31 protein-coding genes, 2 tRNA genes and 1 rRNA gene are annotated in these 25202 nt (G+C 41.8%); 13 read left to right on the top strand and 21 right to left on the bottom strand.

Going from position 1 to position 25202, the window contains the following annotated elements; all coding sequences use genetic code 11:
* Positions 1 to 84 precede the first annotated feature (84 nt).
* The 3 genes from ID12_RS07775 to ID12_RS07765 form a co-directional block, all read right to left on the bottom strand.
* Positions 85 to 1633, bottom strand: a 16S ribosomal RNA gene (locus tag ID12_RS07775).
* 134 nt (positions 1634 to 1767) lie between these two features.
* Positions 1768 to 1841: transfer RNA gene (locus ID12_RS07770), tRNA-Gly, on the bottom strand.
* 15 nt (positions 1842 to 1856) lie between these two features.
* Positions 1857 to 1933: transfer RNA gene (locus ID12_RS07765), tRNA-Arg, on the bottom strand.
* A gap of 370 nt (positions 1934 to 2303) precedes the next feature.
* On the opposite strand from ID12_RS07765, the gene gltP reads away from it, so the two are divergent.
* Positions 2304 to 3554, top strand: coding sequence for a glutamate-aspartate/proton symporter GltP (gene gltP, locus ID12_RS07760; RefSeq protein ID WP_024719154.1), 1251 nt, complete (start codon positions 2304 to 2306; stop codon positions 3552 to 3554).
* Positions 3555 to 3592: 38 nt separating this feature from the next.
* On the opposite strand, the gene ID12_RS07755 is transcribed toward gltP, so the two are convergent.
* Together ID12_RS07755 and ID12_RS07750 are read right to left on the bottom strand one after the other, a co-directional pair.
* Positions 3593 to 4612 (bottom strand): S66 family peptidase, encoded by a 1020-nt coding sequence (locus ID12_RS07755; RefSeq protein WP_050827000.1) that lies wholly within the window; start codon positions 4610 to 4612, stop codon positions 3593 to 3595.
* 79 nt (positions 4613 to 4691) lie between these two features.
* Positions 4692 to 5567 (bottom strand): DMT family transporter, encoded by an 876-nt coding sequence (locus ID12_RS07750; RefSeq protein WP_050826999.1) that lies wholly within the window; start codon positions 5565 to 5567, stop codon positions 4692 to 4694.
* A gap of 294 nt (positions 5568 to 5861) precedes the next feature.
* Between ID12_RS07750 and ID12_RS07745 the strand changes: the two genes are divergently transcribed.
* Together ID12_RS07745 and ID12_RS07740 are read left to right on the top strand one after the other, a co-directional pair.
* Positions 5862 to 6587 (top strand): AzlC family ABC transporter permease, encoded by a 726-nt coding sequence (locus ID12_RS07745; protein ID WP_025206824.1) that lies wholly within the window; start codon positions 5862 to 5864, stop codon positions 6585 to 6587.
* The gene (locus ID12_RS07740) at positions 6584 to 6904 is read left to right on the top strand and encodes an AzlD domain-containing protein (protein WP_025206823.1); all 321 of its coding nucleotides are present in this window, start codon (positions 6584 to 6586) and stop codon (positions 6902 to 6904) included. The genes ID12_RS07745 and ID12_RS07740 overlap by 4 nt, the downstream gene beginning before the upstream one ends.
* A 35-nt stretch (positions 6905 to 6939) precedes the next feature.
* Here the strand turns inward: ID12_RS07740 and ID12_RS07735 are convergent, their stop codons facing one another.
* Positions 6940 to 7602, bottom strand: a complete 663-nt coding sequence (locus ID12_RS07735) for an O-methyltransferase (protein ID WP_025206822.1) — start codon at positions 7600 to 7602, stop codon at positions 6940 to 6942.
* A gap of 149 nt (positions 7603 to 7751) precedes the next feature.
* The gene (locus ID12_RS07730; protein ID WP_008346686.1) at positions 7752 to 7937 is read right to left on the bottom strand and encodes a CsbD family protein; all 186 of its coding nucleotides are present in this window, start codon (positions 7935 to 7937) and stop codon (positions 7752 to 7754) included.
* Between the two features lie 126 nt (positions 7938 to 8063).
* Between ID12_RS07730 and ID12_RS07725 the strand changes: the two genes are divergently transcribed.
* On the top strand, positions 8064 to 8615 hold the full coding sequence (locus tag ID12_RS07725; protein ID WP_017358427.1) for a GNAT family N-acetyltransferase: 552 nt from the start codon (positions 8064 to 8066) through the stop codon (positions 8613 to 8615).
* 4 nt (positions 8616 to 8619) lie between these two features.
* On the opposite strand, the gene ID12_RS07720 is transcribed toward ID12_RS07725, so the two are convergent.
* Complete coding sequence (locus ID12_RS07720; protein WP_007496397.1) at positions 8620 to 9207, bottom strand: LysE family transporter; 588 nt, start codon at positions 9205 to 9207, stop codon at positions 8620 to 8622.
* 114 nt (positions 9208 to 9321) lie between these two features.
* Between ID12_RS07720 and ID12_RS07715 the strand changes: the two genes are divergently transcribed.
* On the top strand, positions 9322 to 9876 hold the full coding sequence (locus ID12_RS07715) for a helix-turn-helix domain-containing protein (RefSeq protein ID WP_025206820.1): 555 nt from the start codon (positions 9322 to 9324) through the stop codon (positions 9874 to 9876).
* A gap of 43 nt (positions 9877 to 9919) precedes the next feature.
* Here the strand turns inward: ID12_RS07715 and ID12_RS07710 are convergent, their stop codons facing one another.
* From ID12_RS07710 to ID12_RS07685, 6 genes are all read right to left on the bottom strand, one after another.
* The gene (locus ID12_RS07710; RefSeq protein ID WP_008346693.1) at positions 9920 to 10213 is read right to left on the bottom strand and encodes a hypothetical protein; all 294 of its coding nucleotides are present in this window, start codon (positions 10211 to 10213) and stop codon (positions 9920 to 9922) included.
* 349 nt (positions 10214 to 10562) lie between these two features.
* Positions 10563 to 11615, bottom strand: coding sequence for an LLM class flavin-dependent oxidoreductase (locus tag ID12_RS07705; RefSeq protein ID WP_024719164.1), 1053 nt, complete (start codon positions 11613 to 11615; stop codon positions 10563 to 10565).
* A gap of 17 nt (positions 11616 to 11632) precedes the next feature.
* Positions 11633 to 12256: a nitroreductase family protein gene (locus tag ID12_RS07700; RefSeq protein WP_008346699.1), complete on the bottom strand. Its 624-nt coding sequence runs from the start codon at positions 12254 to 12256 to the stop codon at positions 11633 to 11635.
* Positions 12240 to 12713: a MarR family winged helix-turn-helix transcriptional regulator gene (locus tag ID12_RS07695; RefSeq protein ID WP_048002344.1), complete on the bottom strand. Its 474-nt coding sequence runs from the start codon at positions 12711 to 12713 to the stop codon at positions 12240 to 12242. Before ID12_RS07695 ends, ID12_RS07700 begins: the two co-directional genes overlap by 17 nt.
* A 108-nt stretch (positions 12714 to 12821) precedes the next feature.
* Positions 12822 to 13325, bottom strand: a complete 504-nt coding sequence (locus ID12_RS07690; RefSeq protein WP_046344935.1) for a dihydrofolate reductase family protein — start codon at positions 13323 to 13325, stop codon at positions 12822 to 12824.
* A gap of 115 nt (positions 13326 to 13440) precedes the next feature.
* Positions 13441 to 13992, bottom strand: coding sequence for a TetR/AcrR family transcriptional regulator (locus ID12_RS07685; RefSeq protein WP_035704289.1), 552 nt, complete (start codon positions 13990 to 13992; stop codon positions 13441 to 13443).
* Positions 13993 to 14142: 150 nt separating this feature from the next.
* Here ID12_RS07685 and ID12_RS07680 point away from each other — a divergent pair, with 150 nt between their 5' ends.
* The 3 genes from ID12_RS07680 (at position 14143) to ID12_RS07670 (ending at position 15751) form a co-directional block, all read left to right on the top strand.
* Positions 14143 to 14766, top strand: coding sequence for a GNAT family N-acetyltransferase (locus ID12_RS07680; protein WP_048001231.1), 624 nt, complete (start codon positions 14143 to 14145; stop codon positions 14764 to 14766).
* A gap of 68 nt (positions 14767 to 14834) precedes the next feature.
* Positions 14835 to 15230 carry a VOC family protein gene (locus ID12_RS07675; RefSeq protein ID WP_008346708.1) on the top strand — a complete coding sequence of 132 codons (396 nt, stop codon included), beginning with the start codon at positions 14835 to 14837 and terminating at the stop codon, positions 15228 to 15230.
* The gene (locus tag ID12_RS07670; protein ID WP_008346711.1) at positions 15227 to 15751 is read left to right on the top strand and encodes a GNAT family N-acetyltransferase; all 525 of its coding nucleotides are present in this window, start codon (positions 15227 to 15229) and stop codon (positions 15749 to 15751) included. Before ID12_RS07675 ends, ID12_RS07670 begins: the two co-directional genes overlap by 4 nt.
* Before the next feature lie 12 nt (positions 15752 to 15763).
* Here ID12_RS07670 and ID12_RS07665 read toward each other — a convergent pair whose 3' ends face one another.
* Entirely contained in the window at positions 15764 to 16033 is a 270-nt protein-coding gene (locus ID12_RS07665) for a YesK-like family protein (protein WP_035390333.1), read from the bottom strand.
* 51 nt (positions 16034 to 16084) lie between these two features.
* Between ID12_RS07665 and ID12_RS07660 the strand changes: the two genes are divergently transcribed.
* The gene (locus tag ID12_RS07660) at positions 16085 to 16558 is read left to right on the top strand and encodes a GNAT family N-acetyltransferase (protein WP_008346715.1); all 474 of its coding nucleotides are present in this window, start codon (positions 16085 to 16087) and stop codon (positions 16556 to 16558) included.
* On the opposite strand, the gene ID12_RS07655 is transcribed toward ID12_RS07660, so the two are convergent.
* Positions 16550 to 17338: a GNAT family N-acetyltransferase gene (locus ID12_RS07655; RefSeq protein WP_046342768.1), complete on the bottom strand. Its 789-nt coding sequence runs from the start codon at positions 17336 to 17338 to the stop codon at positions 16550 to 16552. The genes ID12_RS07660 and ID12_RS07655 overlap by 9 nt on opposite strands.
* Before the next feature lie 161 nt (positions 17339 to 17499).
* Between ID12_RS07655 and ID12_RS07650 the strand changes: the two genes are divergently transcribed.
* The gene (locus ID12_RS07650) at positions 17500 to 17940 is read left to right on the top strand and encodes a LytTR family DNA-binding domain-containing protein (protein WP_008346719.1); all 441 of its coding nucleotides are present in this window, start codon (positions 17500 to 17502) and stop codon (positions 17938 to 17940) included.
* A complete protein-coding gene (locus ID12_RS07645) occupies positions 17937 to 18353 on the top strand; it encodes a hypothetical protein (protein ID WP_048001232.1) in 417 nt (138 codons plus the stop codon). Before ID12_RS07650 ends, ID12_RS07645 begins: the two co-directional genes overlap by 4 nt.
* Positions 18354 to 18387: 34 nt before the next feature.
* On the opposite strand, the gene ID12_RS07640 is transcribed toward ID12_RS07645, so the two are convergent.
* Both ID12_RS07640 and ID12_RS07635 read right to left on the bottom strand, forming a co-directional pair.
* Positions 18388 to 19590, bottom strand: coding sequence for an MFS transporter (locus ID12_RS07640; protein WP_050826998.1), 1203 nt, complete (start codon positions 19588 to 19590; stop codon positions 18388 to 18390).
* A gap of 31 nt (positions 19591 to 19621) precedes the next feature.
* Positions 19622 to 20227 (bottom strand): TetR/AcrR family transcriptional regulator, encoded by a 606-nt coding sequence (locus ID12_RS07635; RefSeq protein ID WP_017358446.1) that lies wholly within the window; start codon positions 20225 to 20227, stop codon positions 19622 to 19624.
* Between the two features lie 321 nt (positions 20228 to 20548).
* Between ID12_RS07635 and ID12_RS07630 the strand changes: the two genes are divergently transcribed.
* Both ID12_RS07630 and ID12_RS07625 read left to right on the top strand, forming a co-directional pair.
* Positions 20549 to 21001, top strand: coding sequence for a MarR family winged helix-turn-helix transcriptional regulator (locus ID12_RS07630; protein ID WP_007496431.1), 453 nt, complete (start codon positions 20549 to 20551; stop codon positions 20999 to 21001).
* A 56-nt stretch (positions 21002 to 21057) separates the two neighbouring features.
* Positions 21058 to 21951: an alpha/beta fold hydrolase gene (locus ID12_RS07625; RefSeq protein WP_035390346.1), complete on the top strand. Its 894-nt coding sequence runs from the start codon at positions 21058 to 21060 to the stop codon at positions 21949 to 21951.
* Between the two features lie 34 nt (positions 21952 to 21985).
* Here the strand turns inward: ID12_RS07625 and ID12_RS07620 are convergent, their stop codons facing one another.
* The 3 genes from ID12_RS07620 to ID12_RS07605 all read right to left on the bottom strand — a co-directional run bounded on the left by ID12_RS07620 (position 21986) and on the right by ID12_RS07605 (position 25099).
* Positions 21986 to 23134, bottom strand: a complete 1149-nt coding sequence (locus ID12_RS07620; RefSeq protein ID WP_046527098.1) for a type II asparaginase — start codon at positions 23132 to 23134, stop codon at positions 21986 to 21988.
* 718 nt (positions 23135 to 23852) lie between these two features.
* On the bottom strand, positions 23853 to 24614 hold the full coding sequence (locus tag ID12_RS07610; protein ID WP_050826997.1) for an SDR family NAD(P)-dependent oxidoreductase: 762 nt from the start codon (positions 24612 to 24614) through the stop codon (positions 23853 to 23855).
* Positions 24615 to 24718: 104 nt separating this feature from the next.
* Positions 24719 to 25099: an MmcQ/YjbR family DNA-binding protein gene (locus tag ID12_RS07605; protein WP_025206805.1), complete on the bottom strand. Its 381-nt coding sequence runs from the start codon at positions 25097 to 25099 to the stop codon at positions 24719 to 24721.
* Positions 25100 to 25202: the final 103 nt, after the last annotated feature.

Here is a 25202-nt window from a genome sequence, read left to right as displayed (position 1 = left end):
TGTCTCGCTAGAGACATGTTTTGAAGGAATGATCCTTCAAAACTAAACAAGACGAAAAACGTACGCTGCTCCATATATCCTTAGAAAGGAGGTGATCCAGCCGCACCTTCCGATACGGCTACCTTGTTACGACTTCACCCCAATCATCTGCCCCACCTTCGGCGGCTGGCTCCATAAAGGTTACCTCACCGACTTCGGGTGTTGCAAACTCTCGTGGTGTGACGGGCGGTGTGTACAAGGCCCGGGAACGTATTCACCGCGGCATGCTGATCCGCGATTACTAGCGATTCCAGCTTCACGCAGTCGAGTTGCAGACTGCGATCCGAACTGAGAACAGATTTGTGGGATTGGCTAAACCTTGCGGTCTCGCAGCCCTTTGTTCTGTCCATTGTAGCACGTGTGTAGCCCAGGTCATAAGGGGCATGATGATTTGACGTCATCCCCACCTTCCTCCGGTTTGTCACCGGCAGTCACCTTAGAGTGCCCAACTGAATGCTGGCAACTAAGATCAAGGGTTGCGCTCGTTGCGGGACTTAACCCAACATCTCACGACACGAGCTGACGACAACCATGCACCACCTGTCACTCTGTCCCCGAAGGGAAATCCCTATCTCTAGGGTTGTCAGAGGATGTCAAGACCTGGTAAGGTTCTTCGCGTTGCTTCGAATTAAACCACATGCTCCACCGCTTGTGCGGGCCCCCGTCAATTCCTTTGAGTTTCAGTCTTGCGACCGTACTCCCCAGGCGGAGTGCTTAATGCGTTAGCTGCAGCACTAAGGGGCGGAAACCCCCTAACACTTAGCACTCATCGTTTACGGCGTGGACTACCAGGGTATCTAATCCTGTTCGCTCCCCACGCTTTCGCTCCTCAGCGTCAGTTACAGACCAGAGAGTCGCCTTCGCCACTGGTGTTCCTCCACATCTCTACGCATTTCACCGCTACACGTGGAATTCCACTCTCCTCTTCTGCACTCAAGTTTCCCAGTTTCCAATGACCCTCCCCGGTTGAGCCGGGGGCTTTCACATCAGACTTAAGAAACCGCCTGCGAGCCCTTTACGCCCAATAATTCCGGACAACGCTTGCCACCTACGTATTACCGCGGCTGCTGGCACGTAGTTAGCCGTGGCTTTCTGGTTAGGTACCGTCAAGGTGCAAGCAGTTACTCTTGCACTTGTTCTTCCCTAACAACAGAGCTTTACGATCCGAAAACCTTCATCACTCACGCGGCGTTGCTCCGTCAGACTTTCGTCCATTGCGGAAGATTCCCTACTGCTGCCTCCCGTAGGAGTCTGGGCCGTGTCTCAGTCCCAGTGTGGCCGATCACCCTCTCAGGTCGGCTACGCATCGTCGCCTTGGTGAGCCGTTACCTCACCAACTAGCTAATGCGCCGCGGGTCCATCTGTAAGTGACAGCCGAAACCGTCTTTCATCCTTGAACCATGCGGTTCAAGGAACTATCCGGTATTAGCTCCGGTTTCCCGGAGTTATCCCAGTCTTACAGGCAGGTTACCCACGTGTTACTCACCCGTCCGCCGCTAACATCCGGGAGCAAGCTCCCTTCTGTCCGCTCGACTTGCATGTATTAGGCACGCCGCCAGCGTTCGTCCTGAGCCAGGATCAAACTCTCCGAAAAAGTACAAAACCGAAGTTTTGTTTTTCGTCAGCGTTTGACTGACTACCTATGAAATATCATAGGATTTTTTTGTAAAAACTCGAATTAACAGGTACGTTTTGTCTTGTTTAGTTTTCAAAGATCATTTTTAAAAATGGAGCGGGTGATGAGAATCGAACTCACGACATCAGCTTGGAAGGCTGAGGTTTTACCACTAAACTACACCCGCGTGGTTAAATGTTATTGGCGCGCCCGAGAGGAGTCGAACCCCTAACCTTTTGATCCGTAGTCAAACGCTCTATCCAATTGAGCTACGGGCGCTTAATCAGGCGACTTAATTATCTTAACATATCGTTTTTATTAAGTCAACATCTTTTTGAAGTTTGTTTGTCGTATCTGTCTGAGCATCAGTGTTTCAGATGCGTCATCAGCGACGAATAAAAATATACCATGGATCACACAAAAGGGTCAATACATTTTTCTAAAAAAGTTTCATGTTTTTTAAGAAGTGCTCTTTTGTTAGATAAATAGAGTTTCAATCGCCCTAATTTCATTTCTTTCTTCATAATTCTAATGATTCTTAAATAAAATCTTTCTAAATCCAAAGGAGGACAAAACATGGTCACCTAGAATTTTTATTTATTGGAAAATTCTTAATTTTTTTCCATGCATTTAAAGGAGGTAGGAGATGATGAAAAAGTTTGTCGCTTTTCAAATCATGATCGCTTTGGTGATAGGAGCTCTTATCGGCCACTTCTTCCCTGATTTCGGAATGGCACTGCGGCCCATTGGGGATGGCTTTATCCGATTGATTAAAATGATTGTAGTCCCTATTGTTTTCTCTACGATTGTCATCGGCGCAGCTGGCAGCGGTGGAATGAAGAAAATGGGCAGTCTCGGATTAAAGACAATCATTTGGTTTGAGGTCATTACGACCATCGTTCTTGGAATCGGACTTTTATTGGCCAACGTGTTAAAGCCAGGCGTTGGACTCGATTTCTCTCAATTAGCTAAGAAAGATATTGGGGAACTCGATGGTTATACTCAAAAGGTCGTCGATTTTAAACAGATGGTTTTAGACATCATTCCAACCAATATCATCGATGTCATGGCTCAGAATGATTTACTAGCAGTGATTTTCTTCGCTATTTTATTCGGTGTAGCCGCAAGCGGCATTGGGAAGGCTTCCGCTCCTGTCCTTACCTTCTTTGAATCAGTAGCACAAATTATGTTTAAGCTCACACAAATGGTCATGGTGACAGCTCCTATTGGAGTTTTAGCATTAATGGCAGCTTCTGTCGGACAATACGGCATTGTTTTACTAATTCCTATGATGAAACTTGTTGGCACTGTCTTCTTAGGATTGTTTATTATTCTATTTGTTTTGTTCCCTCTTGTCGCACTGATCTTCCGTTTTAACTACTTCGAAGTGTTGAAAATGATTTGGGATTTGTTTTTGGTTGCCTTTTCTACTACAAGTACAGAAACTGTTCTTCCACAGCTCATGTCACGGATGGAGAAATACGGCTGTCCAAAAAGAATCGTTTCCTTCGTCATCCCGTCAGGTCTTTCTCTTAATTGCGATGGTTCAAGTTTATATTTATCGGTTTCCTGTGTGTTTCTTGCACAAGCGTTTGGTGTCGATATGAGTTTATCACAGCAGCTCCTCATGATGCTTGTCCTTGTTTTAACAAGCAAAGGCATTGCAGCTGTCCCGTCTGGGTCACTTGTCGTTCTTTTGGCAACAGCTCATGCAGTAGGTCTGCCAGCAGAAGGTGTCGCTATTATCGCCGGGGTTGACCGGATTATGGATATGGCTCGAACAGGCGTGAATGTTCCTGGACATGCGGTTGCCTGTATTGTCGTTTCTAAATGGGAAAAAGTATTCCGAGAGTCTGCATGGGAAGTTCCAAAAGCAGGTGAAGAAACAAAAGGAATGTAATGTTATTTATGAAGGAAAGGGGTCGCCCTTTCCTTTTTTCATGGCAAAAATGTCTGCTTCAGCACGGCTTTACCTTCTTGTTGCAACTGCACCTCCGCATATGCTCCGTTAATGAGGGTCATTTGAGGCGGTACGTGTCCACAATCAATATCGTAAACAATCGGTATTTGTAATTCCTTATGCAATTCTTCATATAGATCCGTATATTCATATCCTTCCACAGGAGTGTCCACTGCACTCCTGCCAAACATGATGCCAGAGCAATAATCAAACCAGCCTGCTAGTTTTAATTGAACAAGAGACCTCTTCATACTCGCAGCATTTAATTCACAGTTTTCAAAATACCATAGAATGGGTTCACCTTTCAGGTATGTTTCTTGAAAAGCTTTGACATCTCCAAAAGGCGTGCCAGCTAAGTGCCGAATCACATCAATACAGCCACCCATCAGTCTTCCCTTGATCGTCGTCTCTAAGTGATCAACAGTACGCCATGCGGTTGGTTCGGTTAAATGAAAGACATGTATGCTTGGATGGTCATACTGCCATTCCTTTTGATACATATCAGAAGAAAATTGAGTAACGTCCTTTTTCTCTGGAGTGGAAAGTATTTGTTCCCACATAGCCGTCACCTGATCAAGCTCTTCCCCCTGAAGATCCACCAGGTTCGGTCCATGCGCTGTCGCAATGCCTGTGTTTAATGTCAAAGCTAATAGAAGGAGACTTGTATCTGAGTAACCAAGAATCCACTTTTTTTGCATCACTGAGAAATCAAGATGCTCTAACACTTCAATAAGCAGCTGTCCGCCCCATGGCGGGATGATGTGGTCAATCTCATGACAAGTCATCATCCGCTGTAACTCATTTGCTCGCTTGATTGCAGGGGCTGATTTCGCTTTTTCCTGCTGCCATACTGTCTCTCCACATATGACTTCATAGCCTCTTTTTTTCATCCGATCGCAAGACAGTTGAAACATCTCATGCAAAGAGGGTTGCACACCTGAGGACGGTGCTGTCACCCCAATCGTTTGTCCTTTTTGCAAAAATGGATACTGGATCATCCTGCTCACCTCCACCTTCTATGAATCTCTCATCTATTCATTGTAAAGAAAATTCCCCTTCTCCAAGGGGAATCTCGTCTTACTCTCTCTGACGCAGGACAGTATATACACCTGCGAAAATACACAAAATCCCAACAAACGAACGTAAGCCCATCTCTTCACCTAGAAGCAGCCATCCAAGGACCGTACCAACGATTGGTTGAAAGAAGAAAAACAGACCACCGCTTGAAGCGTCCATCAGTTGAAGCCCTCTATTCCACAAAAAGAAAGCAAGGGCCGTTGAGATGATACCTAGATACAGAATGCCACCCCATATTTCCGGTCTTGCCATTTGATGCACATCAAGATGAGGCAAACGAAACAAGACAGGTGGTGTTAATACGATAAAAGCCACAATGATCGCATATGTTGTCGTCACTACTTGAGGATACTTTCCTGGAACTCGTTTCAAAAGAACAGACATGAGCGCCCATGTTAATGCAGCAATAACCAGTGAAAGACCGCCAACAAACTCATTCGTTTGAACAGCGACAGGCCCAATCATCGTCAGCACACCTACTGTAGCAAGCAGAATGGAGATACACTTTCTCACTGTGAATGATTCTTTTAATAGAAAGAAAGCGAAAAGCACCATAAAAGCAGGTGTGGCCGATGTGATGACGGCACCCATTTGTGCAGACGTATACATTGTGCCAATTTCTTGGGTCACGATCGATAGAAAGTTGCCAATCAATCCAATCGACACAATCAGCGGGATATCCTTTTTGTCTAACCGAAAAGAGTAGCCCAAACGCCAAATCGTGAACACAAGAACGACTCCAGCTACTGCATATCTCATCCAGACGAGCTCAAGTGGCGGGACAACCGCAACTGTTACTTTGACCACTACATACATACCGCCCCAAATACTAGCAGCTAACGCTAAGTAGAGGGCTCCTATATATTTTTCATTCATTTTTTCCCCTCCGTTACGGATATATTCACTGCGATATCCACAAACGGAGATCACTCTCCGTTATGGACGGAGGTGATTTGGTACATCATGTTCAAATAAAGGCTTCCATTGCATATCAGTCACCCCAATTGTGTTTATTTTCTGATTACTTTATAACAAAATCTGGTTCACTTCAATCCTTTTTATCGCCATGTTTCTTCATATAATAGAAGTTCAATAGGATTGACATGATGAATTCGTTTTCTTATAGTAAGTAAAACAATTGATGTTTACACAGAAAAGGAGTAGAGGTCTTTGGATGTTGAAGCTAGGAAACACATTCCCACTGCCGGAAACGAACCGTTTCTTGAGGGAATAAAAGATTGTGTGCCAACCTTGCTTGGTTATATGAGCATTGGGTTTGCCTTTGGAATTGTTGGCATTAGTTCGCACTTAAGTATATGGGAAATCGCGCTGCTATCTATCTTTATTTATGCTGGCGCTTCACAGTTTATCATCTGTGCATTACTTGTGACAGGAAGCCCCCTTTCCGCTATTATTTTCACCACGTTCATTGTCAATTTACGGCATTTGTTACTCAGTCTTACGCTTGCCCCTCATTTTACACGCTACTCTGTAAAGCAGAACATCGGGTTTGGCCTTCTGCTTACTGATGAATCCTTTGGCGTAGCGATGAATAAATTAGCACAGCAAGGAAAATTGAATAACAGATGGATGCATGGACTGAATATTACAGCTTATTTATGCTGGATTGCTGCGTGTACACTTGGCGGAATATTCGGACACTGGATTTCAAATCCAGAGGCGCTTGGTCTTGATTTTGCCCTATCCGCGATGTTTGCTGCGCTGCTCATTCTTTCTTTACAGACGGTGCCAAAAAATAAGCTAACCCATCGCTTATCACTTGTTTTATATATGTTTGTTGCGATGTTTGTGCTGCTTCATTTTGTTCCTTCACACGTGGCTGTTTTGTTGGCGACTGTGCTTGTTGCCACTATTGGGGTGGTGACAGATAAATGATTAGTAGTTTTATGTTATGGCTCATTCTTGGCTGTATGATTGTGACCATCATCCCAAGAGTCGTTCCATTTTTATTTGTGAGGAGTATCCAGATGCCAGAAGTGGTGCTCAAATGGTTATCATTTATCCCCATTTGTATATTTACTGCTTTGATTGCAGAGCATCTATTCATACATACTACAGCAAGCGTCACCATTCACTGGATGTACCTTGCTGTCTTGGTTCCAACTGTGTTAATCGCTGTTTGGACAAAAAGCTTGTCCCTCACCGTTCTAGTAGGCGTCATGCTGATGGGCACAGCTAGATGGCTTTTCTAATAGAAAAAGCTTAACCGGATGCGGTTAAGCTTTTTTCATTTTACGATACCGTATATAAAGCCGTCATAGCCTTTTTCGCCAACAGTTTGAATAGCGGTTGCTTCAATTCTCGACTCTTGTTTGAGTAAATCGAAAAATTCACGCGTTCCCTTCACTCGCTCATCTTGATCAGAGGCATGGAGAACTGCCCCATTTCTGACCACATTGTCTGCAATAATGACTGTTCCCTTTTTTGAGAAATGTAACGCCCACTTCAAATATTGCGGGTTGTTTGGTTTGTCTGCATCAATGAAAATCAAATCGAACGGAAGCGTATCCTGCTCTTTTAACTGAGATAAAGTATCTAACGCTTTTCCTTGTAAAATGGTGACACGTTCTGCTAGGCCTGCTCTGTCTATGTTCTGCTGTGCTGTTTCTGCATGATGACTGACAGCCTCTAATGTCAAAAGTTCTCCATCTTCTTCAAGTGCACGGGCAAGCCAAATGGTACTATAACCGCCAAGTGTACCGATTTCTAAAATGCGCTTTGCACCCTTGGTTTTTGCTAACAAATAAAGCAGTTTTCCTTGGGCCGGCGACACATCTATTTCTGGTAACCCGGCTTGCTTATTCTTGATAAGAGTTTGCTCCAATACGTCATCTTTGGCCATCAATTTGTCTTTGATATACTCGTCAACTTTCCCCCATACTTGCTCCAAGTCATCCATCTCCCTTGTTCATGTCTTCTATTTAAATTCTACATGATGGAAGCGAGAATTTATAATCAATTCTTTTCACACACCTATTCATTTTATTGATGAAAGGAATGTGATGATGGATACATGGGGCGAGTGCAAGTATACGCAAACTACTGATTCAGCTTATTTTTCACGTCACCTTTTTTATCTTGAAGCTTTCCTTTTACTTGATCTTTCTTTCCTTCTGCTTTCAGGTTTTCATGATCTGTCGCTTCGCCAAGTTTTTCTTTCACTTGACCTTTGACTTGATTTGTTTTTCCTTTCGCTTTATCCATATGTCCATTTTGTTCACTCATTTGTTCCACCTCCACGTTTGATACTGTTTATTTAGCCTTTTTGCACATGACAAAACATCTGAGTGTTCTGTGTGCGCGTTTCAGGTATGATAGACATAATGGAATGAAAGGTTGGTGGTTTGTTCAATGATCATTTCTGAAAGTATGTTCACTGTACGTGGTGTGACTTATCGTATTCGCTCTGCTGCATTAGCAGATGCCAAACAGTTATCAGCTCTCAGACTGAAAATCGATGGTGAAACCGAATATTTAGATCGTGAACCGGGTGAAGCTTTTATTGATGAGAAAGGGTTCGAGGCGTTGATTCAAGAGGATTCCAAGGAATGCCGTCATCTCTTTTTAGTTGCAGATATTGAAGGAGACATTGTCGGTTTTTCAAGATGCGAAGGGCATTCTCTTAAGCGCTCTGCTCACAAAGTAACGTTTGGCGTCGCCGTACAGAAGGCCGCTTGGGGCTATCACATCGGGAAAGAACTTTTAGCTGCATCGATCGACTGGGCAGATCAGCAAGGCATTCAAAAGATGTCACTTCAAGTAATGGAAACCAATCAAAAAGCCATTCGTTTATATGAACACTATGGCTTTGAGATTGAAGGCTTGTTAAAAAAAGATAAACGGCTGGCGGACGGCATGTATTATGATACGGTTGTGATGGGCAGGCAGCGGCCAGTCTCCTGACCGCTTACATGACATAACTCCAGATCATCGAAATCGCACTATACATAAGCAGCAGCCCCATGACGAACTGGAACGGCCGCTGATAAAGAGTCAAAAAACGCTTGAATACAGAGCCAAATAAACTCCAGCTAAATGTGCCTAAAAAACCAATGATGGCGAGAATCAACGTCAACAACATGTATTGCATATTGGACTGTCCATACGGCAGAACAAAAGTGGAAATGACGGTTAACCCATACAAGATGGCTTTCGGATTAATAAATTGCAGCAGCATCCCCGGGATAAAATGATTATAGCGGTCTAGTGTTTCGTCATCTCCGCCTTTACTTCTCATGATTTTGACAGCTAAATAGATCATGTAACCGGCTCCGATGAAAGCCATGACCCAGCCGATTTTCGGCATGACTTGATAAAGAATCATATTGAAAAAACCGCTCAAACATAAAATGACCAAAAATCCGATCCCAACCCCTAAACAAAATCGAAATGTTTGCTTGACCCCATATTTATTCGTAAAGACCATCGCCATGATATTATTCGGTCCAGGGGTAAAGCTGGTAACAAAAGCATAAATCAACATGGAAACAATCAAACTGTTACCTCCTTCTCATACGTTATTTAGACTTAAAAGTCTTTATTGTGTATATATTACGTTTTATTGTACTATTCAGTCGTTATAAAGTAAATCCAGAAAGGAGTTTTTTTGATGGAGGATGTACAATCGATTATTGCTAGAAATGTCAAACTGTTAAGAGAGCAAAAGAAATTAAGCCTAGAAAAGATGGCTGAGGTAACAAGTGTGAGTAAAACGATGATTGGGCAAATCGAAAGAGGAGAATCCACACCAACCATCACCACTCTGTGGAAAATCGCCAATGGGTTGAAGGTGTCTTTTAGTGAACTCATATACGCACCGCAGCCTGAGATTAAGTTTGTGCGAAAAGAAGAAGGACAAGTTTTAACAGAGGACGAGGGAAGGTATCGGGTATATACGACGTTCCCATTTGATGACCTGAGAAAATTTGAAGTCTATCAGGTAGAAATTGATCCTCATGGGTCGTTAAGTGCGGAAGAACATATCGGCGGTACAGAGGAATTGATTACCGTATTTGAGGGAGCACTTGATTTATCAATCGGTGATGAGCAATACACATTACAAGCTGGCGACTCGATTCGGTTTAAAGCTGACCGTGCCCATGAGTATAAACAATCAGGAGAACAGATGGTACGGATGCAAATGATTCTTTATTATCCCCATTAAAAAAAGCTGACAGGCTTGTCCACCTGTCAGCTTTACATTTTATTTAATTAAATCCTGGATCGCGTACAACCGTTCCAGTAAAGGTAACTCTATATTTTCCTAAACCTAACTCTTCAATTGACGATTGATAGAGAATACCGACCCATCCATCCTTTGCATATGTAATACTTGATGGGATGTTTGACGTCGTATATGTTCTCGTTTCCGAGACGGTTCGACTTGCTTGTACCGTAACTTCACTGTTTACTTTCCCCTTCGCTTCTACCGGGACAGCGGTGACACCCGCACCCGTTAAAACAATTGCTCCAACCAAAACAGAAGTTATGACCTTTTTCATACAAAAATCCCTCCCTTTTTTTGTTGAACATATTAACCATACCATAATTTAGAACTTTCGTAAGTTATTTTTTCATTTTTTTGAAAATTATGATATGATTGTCTTATGCTGGATAGAGGGTGTTACATACTTCTATGCTTTTATCCTCACCTCGTTCTAGTGAAACAATTGATAACGGAGGTGATTTCATGAAAAAATGGCTTATCTGTTTTCAACTTGTTTTCCTCTTCACCTTGACGGCCACACCATTTGCTTCTGCTGCTTCATGCCCTACAGTGAAACCATGTGTTATTGATCCTTAAGCATAAGAAAAAGTCGATCAAGCCTATTCACTTGATCGACTTTTTTGTTATGCTTGTTCGGCTTCCCAGCGGGCAACCTCTTCTCTTACTTTAGGAGCCACTTCTTTTCCAAATAACTCAATAGCTTTCAGCACTTGATCATGCGGCATCGAACCGACCGGTACGTGCAGCATGAAGCGCGTAATGCCTACATTTTTTCGCAGATGTATCACTTTCTCTGCCACGGCATCTGGATCTCCTACATACAATGCACCTTCTAATGTTCTTGCTGCATCGAATGTAGAACGGGTATAAGGTCCCCAGCCTCGTTCTCTTGCTAATGTATTCATGACATGCTGTGTAGAAGGGAAGAATTGATCTGCTGCCAATTCTGTTTCCTCCGCAACAAATCCATGTGAATGGGATGCCACCGTTAATTTCTCAGGGTCATGTCCAGCGTGAATCGCAGCTTGCTTGTAGAGCTGCACGAGCGGTGCGAACTGTCTAGGGCTGCCGCCAATAATGGCAAGGACAAGTGGTAATCCTAATAATCCAGCACGTACGACAGATTCTCTGTTTCCTCCACTGCCAATCCAGATCGGAAGCGGATCTTGAACAGGTCTTGGGTATACGCCGACATCCTGAATGGAAGGACGATGCTTACCGCTCCACGTCACACGCTCTGACTGCTGTAATTTCAACAGTAAATCTAGTTTTTCTTCAAATAATTCTTCATAATCATCTAAGTCATAGCCAAAAAGCGGGAACGATTCAATAAATGATCCACGGCCAGCCATGATCTCTGCACGCCCGTTAGAAAGGCCATCTAATGTCGCAAAATCTTGAAACACACGAACAGGATCTGCCGATGAAAGAACAGTTACGGCACTTGTCAGACGAATATTCTTTGTTTGCGTTGCCGCAGCTGCTAATACGACTGCTGGATTTGATGCGGCGAAATCTTCACGATGATGCTCTCCTACACCAAAAACGTCGAGACCCACTTGATCTGCTAAAATAATTTCTTCTACTACTTCACGAATGCGCTGTGCGTGGCTGACTGTTTTTCCTGTTTGAAAATCAGGTGTTGTTTCTACAAATGTACTAATTCCTAGTTCCATGAATGGAACCCCCTATCTTATAAATATGTCACAAATTCAGAGACCGGCTTGCGGTAGCCTCTCGCTTGTCTGCTCTCTACTTTTTCTTTTCCGAGTGTAATCATTAATACAGGAACCAAATCTGATTCGATGTTTAACACCTTTTTCATTGCTTCGGGGTCAAAGCCGATCATTGGGCAAGTATCCCATCCCTTGTTTTTGGCGGCAAGCATAAATAGCATGGCAGATAATGAAGCATTTCGAATCGCCTCTTCTTTCTGAAAGTCTGATCCTCTCTGCACATAAAAACTCATCGTCTCTCTGACCATTTCCTCATATTGTTGCGCATTTAAGATGCCGAGCATTTTTAGGCCTTCATAAATGTTTCCTGCTTGCTCATAAGCTTTCGGATCGCCGAGCACAATGATCGCTGCTGAAGCGGAATGCACCTTATATTGTCCAAATGCAGCATCTCTTACTTGCTCTTTAAGCGCTTCTGATTGGACGACGACATATTGCGTATGCTGTAAATTAAAGGCTGAAGGTGCCAGCTTCACTTCTTCAAAGATACTATTAAGCTCTTCTCTCGAAATCGAGATATTCGGCAAAAAATTTGATGCTGATCGTCTTTCACGTACCAATGTATCAAAACTGCGTGTCATCTTGTTTCCCCTTTTCGTGAAGTTGTTTTGCACCTAAACCAATTTTTTTCAACCATTCGATGAGCTGCTCTTTTTCCTCTGTTTCGATAAAGGACAGATTTTGTGATATGACATCTGTATGTTTTGGAAAAATATCGTCAAATAGCTGCTTCCCTTTATCTGTCAGTAATACATGGAATACACGTTTATCAGAAGGTGCACATTGTCTTTTGACTAATTCTTGTTTTTCTAATTTGTTGACCACATAGGTGATGCTCCCACTTGGAATGGATAAAATCTCACTAATTTTTTGAACGGGATGTGGTCCCTTACTATACAGTAATTCAAGAATTTGAAAGTTTTCAAATCCGATATCATAACGTTCAATGTCTTTTTGGATATTTGCAAAAAGGGCATGATAGGCTTTCATCCACACTCGGAAAAGCCTTAAGTCTAATTCTTGATCTTGCTGCACCATGGCAACTACTCCTTTTTCAATAAATCCTAAAACTAGGATAAATTTATCCTAACACTAGGATATTTTCTTGTCAACGTGTTTGTTTGATTAAAAAAAGACCCCTGTGACTTAGTGGTCTTCTTTTAACACAAAATGCATTTCAGCAATTTGTTTGTATTGATTCACTTGTTGTAATGAAAATCTAGATTCCTGTTCAGTTGGAGGGAAAAGAGGGATTCCTTTTCCAATCATGACAGGTGCGATTTGGAGATACAGCTCATCGACTAATTTTTCTTTTAATAATGCTTGAAGCAGTTCCCCGCCTCCTACTATCCAGATATGCTGGCCTTTTTCATTTTTTAAATTTTTGATAAACGAGAGAACATCTTCACGAACGATGTGGGTTCCTGTATGACTGTCTTGTAAAGTGCGAGAAACGATATAACACGTCTTGTCTTCATAAGGAAACTCATCAGGTGAAAGTTTGAGAACCTGTTCGTATGTGTTCCGTCCCATGATCAGCGTATCGACTGTTGCATAAAATTCCTCATATCTCGTATCCTCTTCGCCCTCTGTGCCTATGAGCCAATCTAAACGGTGATCATCCCTTGCTAAATATCCATCAATGCTCATTGCCCCATAAAATAGTAATTTCCTTTTCAATCTCACCACTCCCCGCCTCAAATAAGAACGTATATTCCCATTTTAACAGAATGAATAGAAAAATGATATATGATCAATTCGTTTCTTACGATTCCTGTTCTACCTTCATAAGAAGCTTGTACAAGATGTGCGCAAGCTGCCCCGCTTCGACTGTCATCCCTTCATGAATCCATTCCTCCAGTACACCAACAACACCAGACACAACAAATGAAGCCTCAATCTGTTCACGTTCCGTAATCTGACGCTGATCAAGTTGCCACTCTTTCATGATTTTTTCTTTAAAAAACGCTTTAAATTGATTCGTCGTTGGGCTATTCGGTTTGACAAATAACGTCATCATGAATTGTTTTTCTTTTAAATACTCAGTTGTTTTGTTTAAAAAGGACAGCATATCAAGCGGGTCCTGGCTTGGAAACGATTCATCGTATAGTCCGCCAAGCTGATTAAATAGTTCCTTCTCAAGCTGTTCATGCAAATCAAATACATCTTGGTAGTGCAAATAAAAGGTCCCTCTTCCTAAATCCGCTCTTCTAGATAGCTCTGATACTGTAATTTGTTGAACATCTTTTTCCTTTAAAAGCTCAAGAAAGCTTTCCCGTATCGCCTTTTTGGTTTTGATTGTTCGTCTGTCCTTCATCAAACACCCTCCATTTTTGAACAATCTGGCTATACCTGTCTATTTATGAACAAGAGATCATTCATTGCCGATGTTCGGTTTATTTTCCTCTTATTATAATGTACACATGTTCAATAATCTATATCTGTTCAAAAAAAGGAGGACCATCATATGTTTCAATTCAGACTTGCTAGAGAGGATGAACTGCCTCAAGTGGCAGCGTTGTTAGATGATTCATTTCAGAACTATTCATTTTTTGATTTATTATGCGAAAAGGTGACCAATCGTTCTGCTTTCGCCCGTCAGTTGCATTTGATCAATACAAAGGTATATTTTCAGCATCAAATCTGTTTGGTCGGGGTTGAGAACGAGAAAATTGTGTCTGCCGCCCTGTTAAAACATCCCCGTCTTCCTGAACCAGGACTCATGGATTATGTGTTATCTGGTGGGTTAAAGCTACTCTTTACTGGTGGCATATCGGCGATTCAGCATGTGTTCCGTATGTTAAAGGAGGCAAAAAAAGCGTGTTCTTCCTTAAAGAAACCTTACTGGTATTTAGAAGCTCTTGTCGTTGCAAAAGACCAACAAGGAAAAAAACTTGGAAGCCGTATGCTAAAGCAATGTCTTTTCCCCTTTATCGCCCGGCAAGGCGGCGGACTGTTCACACTGATTACACACAACGAGGCCAATCGTCATTTCTATCGAAAAAATGGGTGGACGGAGTTTGATGAGAGAGTACTGCACGGAGAAAACATGTCCCTAGAAAGCTGGAGTTATAAAACCGTGATCAAATAAGGTATCTTCTTCAAGGGATGATATAATAGAAGCAGTTCAAACAATGATCATACTTGGAGGAGAGACTGATGATACGACGACTTGATCATATCGTGTTGACTGTACAACATATGGAGGAAACCATTCGCTTTTATACAAACGTATTAGGAATGAAGGAAGAAACTTTTGGAGAAGGCCGTAAAGCCCTTCGTTTTGGCTTACAAAAGATCAACCTTCATGAAGCGGGTCATGAATTTGAACCAAAAGCTGCTCATCCCCAGCCTGGATCTGCTGACTTGTGTTTTATCACCGATTTAGATATAGACAGTTTATTGCTTCATCTTCGAAAGCAGGTTGTTCCAATTGAAGAAGGTCCGGTCAGACGTTCTGGTGCATTAGGTCCGATTGAATCCATTTATATCCGTGATCCTGATATGAACTTAATTGAAATCTCCCGATATATAGAGGAGGCTGATCCATCATGACTCGATTATTTTTGAGACCGATTGAAGAAAAAGATTATCCTGGTATTCATAGAGGATGCCAGCATGCAGAAACACTTTATATGACTGGCACACGCAAAACGTTCACACTAGAAGAAATTCGTTCAGCCTATACCCGTTTTCTGCAGGATGACAGTAGACGAGACTTTGCTATTTGTCTGCTAGACACGAAAGAAATGATCGGGGATGCGGCGATTGTGGATATTGATCCGATAAACCATACGGCAAGTTTCCGCATTGCGCTACATGGTCCAGAGCATTTTCACAAAGGATATGGCACTGAGGCTGTTCGGATGGTTCAAACATTTGCCTTTGAGACGTTAGAACTCAATCGGCTTGAGCTTGAAGTTTTTTCCCATAACCCACGAGCCTTTCGAAGCTATGAGAAAGCCGGATTTCAATATGAAGGAAAAAGACGTCAAGCGCTCTATTTCAACGGTGCTTATTCGGATGTCATCATGATGGGCATCCTTCGTGAGGAATACGATAGAATCAAATCATAAAGATGTCCCAGCCTACGAAGGGTCATCTTTTTTAAACAAATGAACCCCTGTAACGATGATCAAACAAATGATAGAAGAGAGAACGATAGAGACGCTTGATATGCTGAGCGCCATCCCTTCCCATCTGCCAATGAAGAAACTGCCGATCAATAACAGCAATCCAAACAAAGTGATACATACCGGAACAATCAGCCCGGCATGGCGATGCCTGCGTCTTTTTCCTGCCCACCACGAGAGACAGAGCACAATGACAGTAAAAATAGCGGTTTGTAGCCAGAACATATCGCATCAACTCCTTTTCTTTTTTATCCTATGACAACGGAGGTTTTTACAATGAATATTAGACCAATTCAAAAGCAGGACAATCCTTTTATCGCGGCCATTATCCGCCAGTCATTAGAATCAGCGAATCTTGCGATTGAAGGTACAGCCTACACAGACCCACACCTTGATCAGCTTTTCGAATACTATCAATCATTGACTCATGCAGCCTATTGGATTGCCGAAGAACATGGTGAAATTGTTGGTGGCGTTGGCATTGCCCCTTTCACAGATGGCATTTGTGAGCTACAAAAGCTTTATTTAAGCCCAAAAGCACAAGGCAAAGGTGCGGGCAAGAAACTGATGGATACGGCCCTGCAATATGCTGCTACATACTACGATGCTTGTTATTTAGAAACCCGCAGTGAATTAACAGCTGCTACTGGCCTTTATCAACGGTATGACTTTTCTCTTCTTCCTGCACCGATTGAAGGCTCAGAGCATTCTGCCATGGATGCTTGGTATCTCAAAACCTTTTCAGCGTGAGGCATAAAATAAGCGATACGTCTTTGTCCACTGAAAACCTAGCTTCTCTGCCAATTTGGCCGAGGTTGCATGATGGACATCGCAATCCCAATGCGGTGTCTTCCCTTTTTCAACACAGATGCTGATCATTTGCTGAGCTGCTAACAAAGCCAACCCTTTTCCACGGCAGGCTTCATCTGTCCAAATATCGATCTCCACACGTTTTTCACTTGAAAAAATAGAGATACATTCACTGACCACGTCTTCACCGTTTAAGATGGCAACTCCGACGCCATTAGATAAAAAGTGATCTACTCCTCCCCAATATGCTTCATAATAGCTGGATGGGAATACTTTGCTTGCGGCAATGACTTGTTCATTCGTGCGTTTAATCATTTCGTCTTGATCAGGCACAATCAGATCAGGAGAGGTCAAATCATAAGAATACGCATGTCTTTGCATTTCATTCAGTTTTGAACCGAAGCATTTTTTCATCATCTCATCTGATGCAGGATTTGCTGAAAACAAAGTGAACCGTCTGTTCTCTCTTTTCTGCTTTTTATAAACATCCACAATGAACGTTGAACATAATGAGAGTGCTGCTTCTGTCTTGCCTGCGACATAATAAATGCCGGTTGTTGTCCCTGCAAAATAGACACACGGGTGATCTCGGTGATCCACATATAAATCTCCTTGTATCACCCCATCGAGTATCGCATCTACGAACACTGGATAGGCAGGATCAATCCGCCGAATTTCCTCTTTTACCGCTCCTGTCCTTTGTTGATCTACAAGATACAACATCATTCCTCCATTCACGAACGAGTATCTTTTCATTATAAAGGAAAGCCGTAGACTCGCAGTGAATCTTTGCAACAAAAAGAATTCTTCTGCATCAAAGCAACATTCCATCGCATTCGCTTTCATCTATTGCTATGCTCATTGTGAGAGGAGGTTTATGGATGAAATTTCGTTTGATCTGGAATCAAGAAAAGGATGTGACGGAAGTAGACGTCATCAGCCATCCACATAATCAAGAACGTTTACAAAAGATGGCAACAATGCTGGAGACTAGTACATCTCTAACGGTCAAAGATCCAAAAAATGATCGGCAGTCTCTTTTACCATTAGAACAAATTGAAGCGATCTCTGCGCTTGGACATCTGTCAAAGGTGATCACGACTCAAGGTACGACGTATTTTCTCAGTAAACGGCTGAAGGATCTGAAGTCGTTAGAGCGTGAACATTTCTATCGTATCAACAATGCAGTCATTCTCAATTTAGCGCAAGTCGACAGCTTTGTCGCTGGTACGTACGCTCGCTTAGAGGTCGAAACCATCTCGAAAAACAGCTACACCGTCAGTCGTCATTACGCCAAATATATAAAGGAGCGATTCAAATGATCAAGGAACTAAAACATCAATTTATGCAAACAGCTTTTGTCTCTATCGTATGGCTGACACTCATCCTGTCCATCACTCAATGGTCATCCTCTATCTCTTTTCATTACGTGTGGCACATCATTGCCATCGGGACTTTGGCAGGCATCGTCTTTGGGGTCATGTATCCTTTACTATGGAACTACTTTACCTTCCCAGCACCCATCAACATTCTCATCTCCACTGTCGTCAATTTAGGGTTTCAAGTAGGAGCGGTCGCTTTATATTCGACTACACTGCTCGAATGGATCATGCCTTATTTTATCGGTATAGCCTTTCTCACATTAGTAGGCCATATCATCGCCTTTCTATTTTACAAAAAGCAGCAAAATCAAAAAATGGCGCAGGCACTGAATCACCTGAAGCCGCAGCCTTAAAAAAAGAGACCTTATTTGAAAGGTCTCTTTTCTATTATTCTGCTGATGCCTCTTCTGTCGCCTTCCCCTTCCAAATAAGGGTTAAGCCTAATCCAAGAAATAAGACAACACCTGCAAACAGGAATGGGAAATGAATATTTTGATCGAATAAAATACCGCCAAGTGCCGGGCCAAAAATCGTACCAAGACTTGTGTAGGTAGAGTTCATCCCTGCGACAAATCCTTGCTGATTGCCAGCGATTTTTGATAAGAAGGTCGTGAGTGCAGGGCGCAATAAATCGAACGCAAGGAAAATCACACACGTCACGATCAGCACAACCATAAAGCCTGACACGACTGTAGAAACAAAAGCGAGAACTGCTCCAACAATCAAGCATAGTTGAATAACTCGTTTCTCCCCAAGCGCATTCACCATTTTACCAAACACGAGGACTTGGATGATGACGGCTACAATTGAACTGACGGTAATGATAATCGCAATATCCTTCGGACCAAATCCAAACTTGTGATTTGTAAACAAGCTAAAGACCGTTTCATATGCAGATAGTCCAAACGCCAGCACAAAGACAATGATGAAAGCAATGAGATAGCTTGGATGAATCGATTTTTTCAAGTCTTTAAAGAAGGTCGATTCTTTCACTTGATCCATTTGTTTCTCTCGCTCTTCTTTTGTTAATGGTTCCTTCAGCATAAACATAGATGAAATCACAGCAATAAATGCAATCCCTGCTGCAAAGAAAAACGGCAGGCGAACGCCATATTCTGCAATAAATCCGCCAATTCCTGGGCCGATGATAAATCCGGTACTAATAGCAGCGGATACATACCCCATTGCCTTTGATCTTTCTTGAACAGTCGTGATATCGGCGACATAAGCGGTGACAGCCGGCATGATAAATGCTGCACTAATACCGCCAAGAACCCTTGCAAAATACAGAACATATACGTGTGTTCCTAAGCCAAAAACGAGTTCTGATAACGCAAATAGAAAAAGGCCTGACACAATCATGATCTTTCTTCCGTATCGGTCTACCCATCTTCCCGCAATAGGTGATGCGATAAGCTGTGCAACGGCAAACGCCGCCACAAGATATCCCATCGTACTGCCCGTTAAATGCATGACATTCATAAAGAGCGGCATGACAGGTATAATCAGACCGATACCTAAAAACGCAATAAATATATTACTTAATAAAATAACAAGTACGGCTTTTTGCTCACGAATCGGTTTTTGCATGATGTTTGTTTCCCCTTTACTGACTCACTTGTTACTCATGATGGTTGATTCCGTGAATAAACAATGAGATCGCCTCTTTTTGTAATTCCTTTTTCTGCTGCATCGTGTCATTTTTATATAACACGTCTAATCCATAGAATACAGAAAGTAATATTTTCACTTTTGATTCAACATGCTGAATCGACCAGCTGCCATCTTCGTTTCCTTCAAGCAGGATGTCTCTCATCACATCATCAAAGTCTACATCAATCTTGTTCAGCCGCTCCATGACTTCATCTGATGTAAATGCACTGGCACAGAATTCTTCACTTGCTCTCATTAAAGGATAGTTAATCCCCATTTGACTAAGTAGCTCTGCAAACCCTGCGAGCTTATCAATGGCCCGGTGCAGCGTTTGTTTCTCTTCATGCCACGTCTCCATCATGAATCGATGATCCTCTTCCATAATATGAAGGAACAAAAACTCTTTTCCTTTAAAATGATGATAGAGGTTGCCTTTACTAATCTCAGCCGCCTCTAGAATATCTCGCACGGATGTTTCCGAATATCCTTTTTTCGCAAATAAATCACGTGAAGCGGTGACAATTTTCTGCTTCGTCTTTTCACTTTTTCCAGCCCCGCTCTGTGCACTTGTCATCTATGAACAATCCCTTCTACCTTGCTTTTCTTCACACGGACAAATAAAACCGACCAGTTGGTTTATTTTTTTATTATAAATGGAGATCGCCCATAATTCAATGAAAAAGTCCCGACTTCCAAAGGAGTAAATCTAAGTGAAAACAAACAAAACGATCATTTTTGCCATCACCAAACAGGAAGTATTCTTTGTCCATTGTTGATGAAAAGTGGAGATAGAGGTCATTTTCTCATCAAGTCTATTCTCTTTTTATTTAATTTTCCTTAACATTTAACTTCACTTAAATATTAAGATCGCATATAATATAGGAGAAAAGAGGTGATGTCATTGGATGAGGATATCATTCATTACAGCAAAAAAATCATTGAGTACTCAAACGCACTAGGTTCTATCTATGTAGAAGAGTATCAACGATTCTTAAAAAATGAGTATGCAGATTTAACAAGCAAACAAGAACTGACCCTTGAATTGCTGCGGTCGAAGACGAGAACAATCAATGAACTGGCTGATTATTTCTCCATTTCATCTAGTGCCGCTAGCCAGCTCATATCAAAGCTTGAACAGCTTGGATATGTGAAAAGAGAGATTAATCCACATAACCGTAGAGAAATCATTGTTGATTTTGCTCAAAAGGGCCATGACTATCATAAAGATATTGAAAAAATTCAGCTGCATCTTATTCAAAAATACTATGCCCAGCTTTCAAAAGAAGATCTAAAAACATTATTATCGCTTTACGAAAAAATCTATCAAATTGCGAAAGAAACGCCTTAACCCGGCGTTTCATGCATGAATATGTAAGTTAGATAAACGATGAAAGGGATGATCAAATGGACAGGATTCATTTGCAAGATGGACGTCATATTGGTTTGTCTCAATACGGTGATCTTGAAGGATTCCCAGTATTCTTTTTTCATGGGACACCTGGATCGAGAGTGATGTTTTTAGATGATGATCCAATCTCAAAAGAGCTTGGCATTCGTCTTATTTCTTTAGACAGACCTGGTTTTGGTTTATCTGATCCGCAACCTGACCGCACCATTTTAGACTGGGCAAAAGACGTACAGGAAGTGGCCGATCATCTTGATATCTCCCATTTTTCAGTGATTGGTGTCTCTGGAGGCGGGGCATTCGCTGCTGGTTGTGCCTATCAATTGCCAGACCGCATTCTTTCAGCTGCTCTCGTCTCAAGTACCACCCCATTTCAGGATGGTAAACCGCCTAAAAGTATGCTAAAGGAGAACAAGATTGCCTTTTTCCTCAGTAAAAGAATGCCTTGGCTCTTAAAGGCAAGCTATCGCGCTCAGAAAAAACTCATTGAAAAGAAACCAGAGAAATTCAAGAAACTAACGAAAAAAGGGAACAAACATTTACATCCTTCGGATCGGCAATTTCTTCAAACCGATGAGCAACTGGAGCTGATGATGCGGCATTTATACGAAGCTACTCGTCAATCGGTTGATGAATGTATTCATGAACCAGATTTACTCTCACGGTCATGGGCATTCGATATGAAAGATATACAAATCCCTGTGGATGTCTGGCATGGAAAAGAGGATCAGATGGCCCCTTTTGCAGAGATAGAAAGCATTGCTCCCAACATTCCAAACGCCAAAACGCACTATATCGAGCAAGCAGGACATTTTCTGACTGATATAGATGATGTTTGGAGAGACATTTTACTCTCTTTAAAAAAACGGGCTGAACATCAGGTACACATATAAAAAAGACCCAATGATACGTCGGGTCTTTTTCTTTTTAATACTGCTCGTAATAGGATTGAATTTTATCTGGATCTTTTGTTTTCGTCAGAGCCAGCATGAGTAGAATGCGTGCTTTTTGTGGATTTAATGAATCCGATGAGACAAAATGATGTTCATCATCCATTTTTTCATGTGTGACAATGCCATTTCCTGCACGGCTTGACCTCACAATCACCACGTCTTTTTTCACAGCATCTGTTGCCCCATTGATCGCTTCTGTTGACATCGTTCCATTTCCTGCGGCGGCAACGACAATGCCCTTCGCTCCTTCTTTAACCGCAGCATCATACACATACTTTTGATCATTTTGATAGCCGTATAAGATATCCACTTGCGGCAGTTCTTTTAGCTTTGAAATATCGAATTCACTGTCAGTTGTATGTTTTCTTGTCGGTTCGTTATAAAAAGAGACAACTTCACCCGCCACTTCTCCAATGTACCCTTGCTCAAGAGACTTGAACGAATCGGTTGTGGTGGTATTTGTCTTCGTAATAAAGCGAGCAGAGGCAATTCGGTCATTTAATGTCACCATTACACCTTTGCCTTTGGCTTCTTTTGTCGAAGCAATTTTCACTGCATGATACAAGTTAAGCGGGCCATCCGCACTAATGGCAGATGCTGGCCTCATGGAACCCACAACCACCACTGGCTTATCACTTTTTACAACCAAATGTAAAAAATAGGCCGTTTCTTCTAATGTATCTGTACCATGTGTCACCACAATGCCATCCACTTGATCATCATTTAAAAGCTGATTGACTCGTTTCGCTAATTTTAAAAGCAGAGCGTTATCCACATTTTCACTGCCGACGTTCGCTACTTGCTCACCCGTGACATTTGCAATATCCTTCAGCTGTGGTACGGAAGCAATGACTTTATCGATTCCAAGTGCACCAGATTTATATCCAGTCGTATCTGTATTACTGTCTGAACTACCGGCAATCGTTCCGCCTGTTGCCAGCACCTTAATATTGGATAAAGACTTGTTCCCTGTCTCAACAGCCGTGTTTTTTTCTTTTGTTTCACTGGTAGTGCTTTCTTGATTACTTTGATTATTCTCTTGAGTGCTATCGTTCGCACAAGCTGCGGTCACCAATAGTGAAACAGTAAGAAGGGCAGCACCAAACCATTTTGTTACGTTCATAAGATCATCTCTTTTCTTAAATGTGATGAATAATTATCTGTCTATAGGGTTTACTTTATACCATTCCTTCATTCATCAGCATGAGGTGAAAGTCACAGAACCAAATAAAGGAAAAAGGACACTATTATCAAAATTTATTTATATCTTAATACCTAAATTGACTTCAGAAATTGTTCTCGACCCATTTATGATAAAATATAGGAAATCTTACAAAAAAGGAGTACATACAGTGCGTTCCGTTCAACCATTTTACAAAATCCTACTCACACTATTCTTCAGTTCCATTTTACTCAGCTTGTTCGTATGTTTATATCCACCGATTCAGGGCGAGCCTGCGTTTATGATGTTTTACACTCCCATCTTTTTTGTTTATTATTTCATCTTTGCGGTACCTTTACAGTTGTTGTTTTCTTTACAGCCCAAGGCTTTTCATCCTCTTTATTTAGCGGCTTACTTACTGATAGCAATGATTGTCATGCTTTTTGTTATGGATGGAATTGAGAGCTCAACATCCCTCCCGATCATAATTGTCAGCAGTCTCATCTACTGGACCTGCGATTCTTTCATTCATCAAAGAATGCATAAAAAAAACACCTAATGTGTAGGTGTTTTTATCTATTCTAGTATGTGTTGACAGTGCTCCACATTATCCAAGACATCTTTCAGCTCGGTGACCTGCTGATCACTAAGAGAATCTATCCTCAGTGATTGGAACTTTTTATTTCATGCTTGTGCCAGCGTGTGAAAAAATGGGGTCCTTCAATTCAAAATCAAATGTCTTCCCATCAACGATACCAACTGTTTTTGAACTGTCGTAAAGTTCAAGCAAGCACGCTGCCATTTCTTTTGATGTGTGATATTTCTTGATAGTGCCTTCATATTCGAATTGATCGACATCTAATGAACGCTTTGCAAATTCCGACTCTGTCGCAGCAGGCGCTAATACTTTTGCCTGTAATTTGGCTCCTTTTTCTTTCAATTCTAGGGCCAGCCCTTCTGTAAAGGCGCTCACATAAAATTTCGTGGCTGAATAAGTGACAGCATTTCCGACGACGGTATAACCCGCTCTTGAAGAGATATTGATTAGCTGCGTCCCCTCTTTTTGCTCATAATCACGGACATACAGAGTGGATAAAATTGTTAACGCTTCAATATTGAGATGAAGCATGTCCCCGATTTTTTTCACATCCTGCTCTCCTATTGAACCAAAATGGCCAAACCCAGCATTATTAATGAACGTATCCAGCTCATCACCAGCTAATGACTCATAGAAAGAATACACTTGCTCTCTGTCTGTTAAATCAACAGACTGGACTTTCGCTTGAATATCGGGATATGTTTCTAGAATCTTTTCTTTCAGTTCTTGGAGTTTATCAAGCCGGCGTGCAGCTAAGATCAGATTTTTTCCTCTTGCTGCAAAGGCCAAAGCCGTTTCATATCCAATACCTGAACTTGCCCCTGTAATGACTGTATAGCCCATTGTATATCCCCCAATTCGTATCTTCTAGCTGTTTAAAGTATAGCGAGAGCATGTGACTCTAGTCAATTTTGAAGAGATTCAAAGAGTCATGAACAACTGAACGTTCAGCTTTTAGTTTCTTTTGAATCATGTTGGAGGATAGCCTGCTGAGCTTTTTTTGTTAATTTGTGAAAAACCAGTTGATAGGAATGTTCAATTAGCTCTTCGACAAATGAAGATGGAATATCTGCATCAAGATAAATAGAATTCCAATGCGTCTTATTCATGTAATAGCCGGGAATAATTCCTTCATGCATTTCTCTTAATTCTTCAGCGCGTTGCGGATCACATTTTAAAGTGATGACTGGTTTGCGATCGACGTCTCCCCCCATCATGGCAAACATCTTTCCACCTATATGATAACGATCTGCCTGCCACTCAGGTTGATAGTCGTGGGTTGCTCCTTGTAAAGAAAGACAAAATGCCTGTAGTGTCTCTTTTTTCATTCTATTAGCTCCTTTTTAGATGTCTTCTATCTTTCTATTATATCGACAGCTGCGATTGTTGTATCTACACTTCTTTTCAAGACGTCAGCAAGAACACAAAAAA

Origin of the sequence: Bacillus altitudinis (genome assembly GCF_001191605.1) — a bacterium.
Lineage (GTDB): Bacteria > Bacillota > Bacilli > Bacillales > Bacillaceae > Bacillus > Bacillus altitudinis.
Note: the sequence above shows the minus strand (reverse complement) of the source record. Positions and strands in the feature narration are given on the sequence as shown.

Excerpts from the sequence above, each read along its gene's own strand:
- gltP (WP_024719154.1), top strand. The coding sequence starts at position 2,304 with ATGAAAAAGTTTGTCGCTTTTCAAATCATGATCGCTTTGGTGATAGGA.
- ID12_RS07755 (WP_050827000.1), bottom strand. The coding sequence starts at position 4,612 with ATGATCCAGTATCCATTTTTGCAAAAAGGACAAACGATTGGGGTGACA.
- ID12_RS07750 (WP_050826999.1), bottom strand. The coding sequence starts at position 5,567 with ATGAATGAAAAATATATAGGAGCCCTCTACTTAGCGTTAGCTGCTAGT.
- ID12_RS07740 (WP_025206823.1), top strand. The coding sequence starts at position 6,584 with ATGATTAGTAGTTTTATGTTATGGCTCATTCTTGGCTGTATGATTGTG.
- ID12_RS07730 (WP_008346686.1), bottom strand. The coding sequence starts at position 7,937 with ATGAGTGAACAAAATGGACATATGGATAAAGCGAAAGGAAAAACAAAT.
- ID12_RS07725 (WP_017358427.1), top strand. The coding sequence starts at position 8,064 with ATGATCATTTCTGAAAGTATGTTCACTGTACGTGGTGTGACTTATCGT.
- ID12_RS07715 (WP_025206820.1), top strand. The coding sequence starts at position 9,322 with ATGGAGGATGTACAATCGATTATTGCTAGAAATGTCAAACTGTTAAGA.
- ID12_RS07710 (WP_008346693.1), bottom strand. The coding sequence starts at position 10,213 with ATGAAAAAGGTCATAACTTCTGTTTTGGTTGGAGCAATTGTTTTAACG.
- ID12_RS07705 (WP_024719164.1), bottom strand. The coding sequence starts at position 11,615 with ATGGAACTAGGAATTAGTACATTTGTAGAAACAACACCTGATTTTCAA.
- ID12_RS07700 (WP_008346699.1), bottom strand. The coding sequence starts at position 12,256 with ATGACACGCAGTTTTGATACATTGGTACGTGAAAGACGATCAGCATCA.
- ID12_RS07695 (WP_048002344.1), bottom strand. The coding sequence starts at position 12,713 with ATGGTGCAGCAAGATCAAGAATTAGACTTAAGGCTTTTCCGAGTGTGG.
- ID12_RS07690 (WP_046344935.1), bottom strand. The coding sequence starts at position 13,325 with ATGAGCATTGATGGATATTTAGCAAGGGATGATCACCGTTTAGATTGG.
- ID12_RS07685 (WP_035704289.1), bottom strand. The coding sequence starts at position 13,992 with ATGAAGGACAGACGAACAATCAAAACCAAAAAGGCGATACGGGAAAGC.
- ID12_RS07680 (WP_048001231.1), top strand. The coding sequence starts at position 14,143 with ATGTTTCAATTCAGACTTGCTAGAGAGGATGAACTGCCTCAAGTGGCA.
- ID12_RS07675 (WP_008346708.1), top strand. The coding sequence starts at position 14,835 with ATGATACGACGACTTGATCATATCGTGTTGACTGTACAACATATGGAG.
- ID12_RS07670 (WP_008346711.1), top strand. The coding sequence starts at position 15,227 with ATGACTCGATTATTTTTGAGACCGATTGAAGAAAAAGATTATCCTGGT.
- ID12_RS07665 (WP_035390333.1), bottom strand. The coding sequence starts at position 16,033 with ATGTTCTGGCTACAAACCGCTATTTTTACTGTCATTGTGCTCTGTCTC.
- ID12_RS07660 (WP_008346715.1), top strand. The coding sequence starts at position 16,085 with ATGAATATTAGACCAATTCAAAAGCAGGACAATCCTTTTATCGCGGCC.
- ID12_RS07650 (WP_008346719.1), top strand. The coding sequence starts at position 17,500 with ATGAAATTTCGTTTGATCTGGAATCAAGAAAAGGATGTGACGGAAGTA.
- ID12_RS07645 (WP_048001232.1), top strand. The coding sequence starts at position 17,937 with ATGATCAAGGAACTAAAACATCAATTTATGCAAACAGCTTTTGTCTCT.
- ID12_RS07640 (WP_050826998.1), bottom strand. The coding sequence starts at position 19,590 with ATGCAAAAACCGATTCGTGAGCAAAAAGCCGTACTTGTTATTTTATTA.
- ID12_RS07635 (WP_017358446.1), bottom strand. The coding sequence starts at position 20,227 with ATGACAAGTGCACAGAGCGGGGCTGGAAAAAGTGAAAAGACGAAGCAG.
- ID12_RS07630 (WP_007496431.1), top strand. The coding sequence starts at position 20,549 with ATGTCATTGGATGAGGATATCATTCATTACAGCAAAAAAATCATTGAG.
- ID12_RS07625 (WP_035390346.1), top strand. The coding sequence starts at position 21,058 with ATGGACAGGATTCATTTGCAAGATGGACGTCATATTGGTTTGTCTCAA.
- ID12_RS07620 (WP_046527098.1), bottom strand. The coding sequence starts at position 23,134 with ATGAACGTAACAAAATGGTTTGGTGCTGCCCTTCTTACTGTTTCACTA.
- ID12_RS07610 (WP_050826997.1), bottom strand. The coding sequence starts at position 24,614 with ATGGGCTATACAGTCATTACAGGGGCAAGTTCAGGTATTGGATATGAA.
- ID12_RS07605 (WP_025206805.1), bottom strand. The coding sequence starts at position 25,099 with ATGAAAAAAGAGACACTACAGGCATTTTGTCTTTCTTTACAAGGAGCA.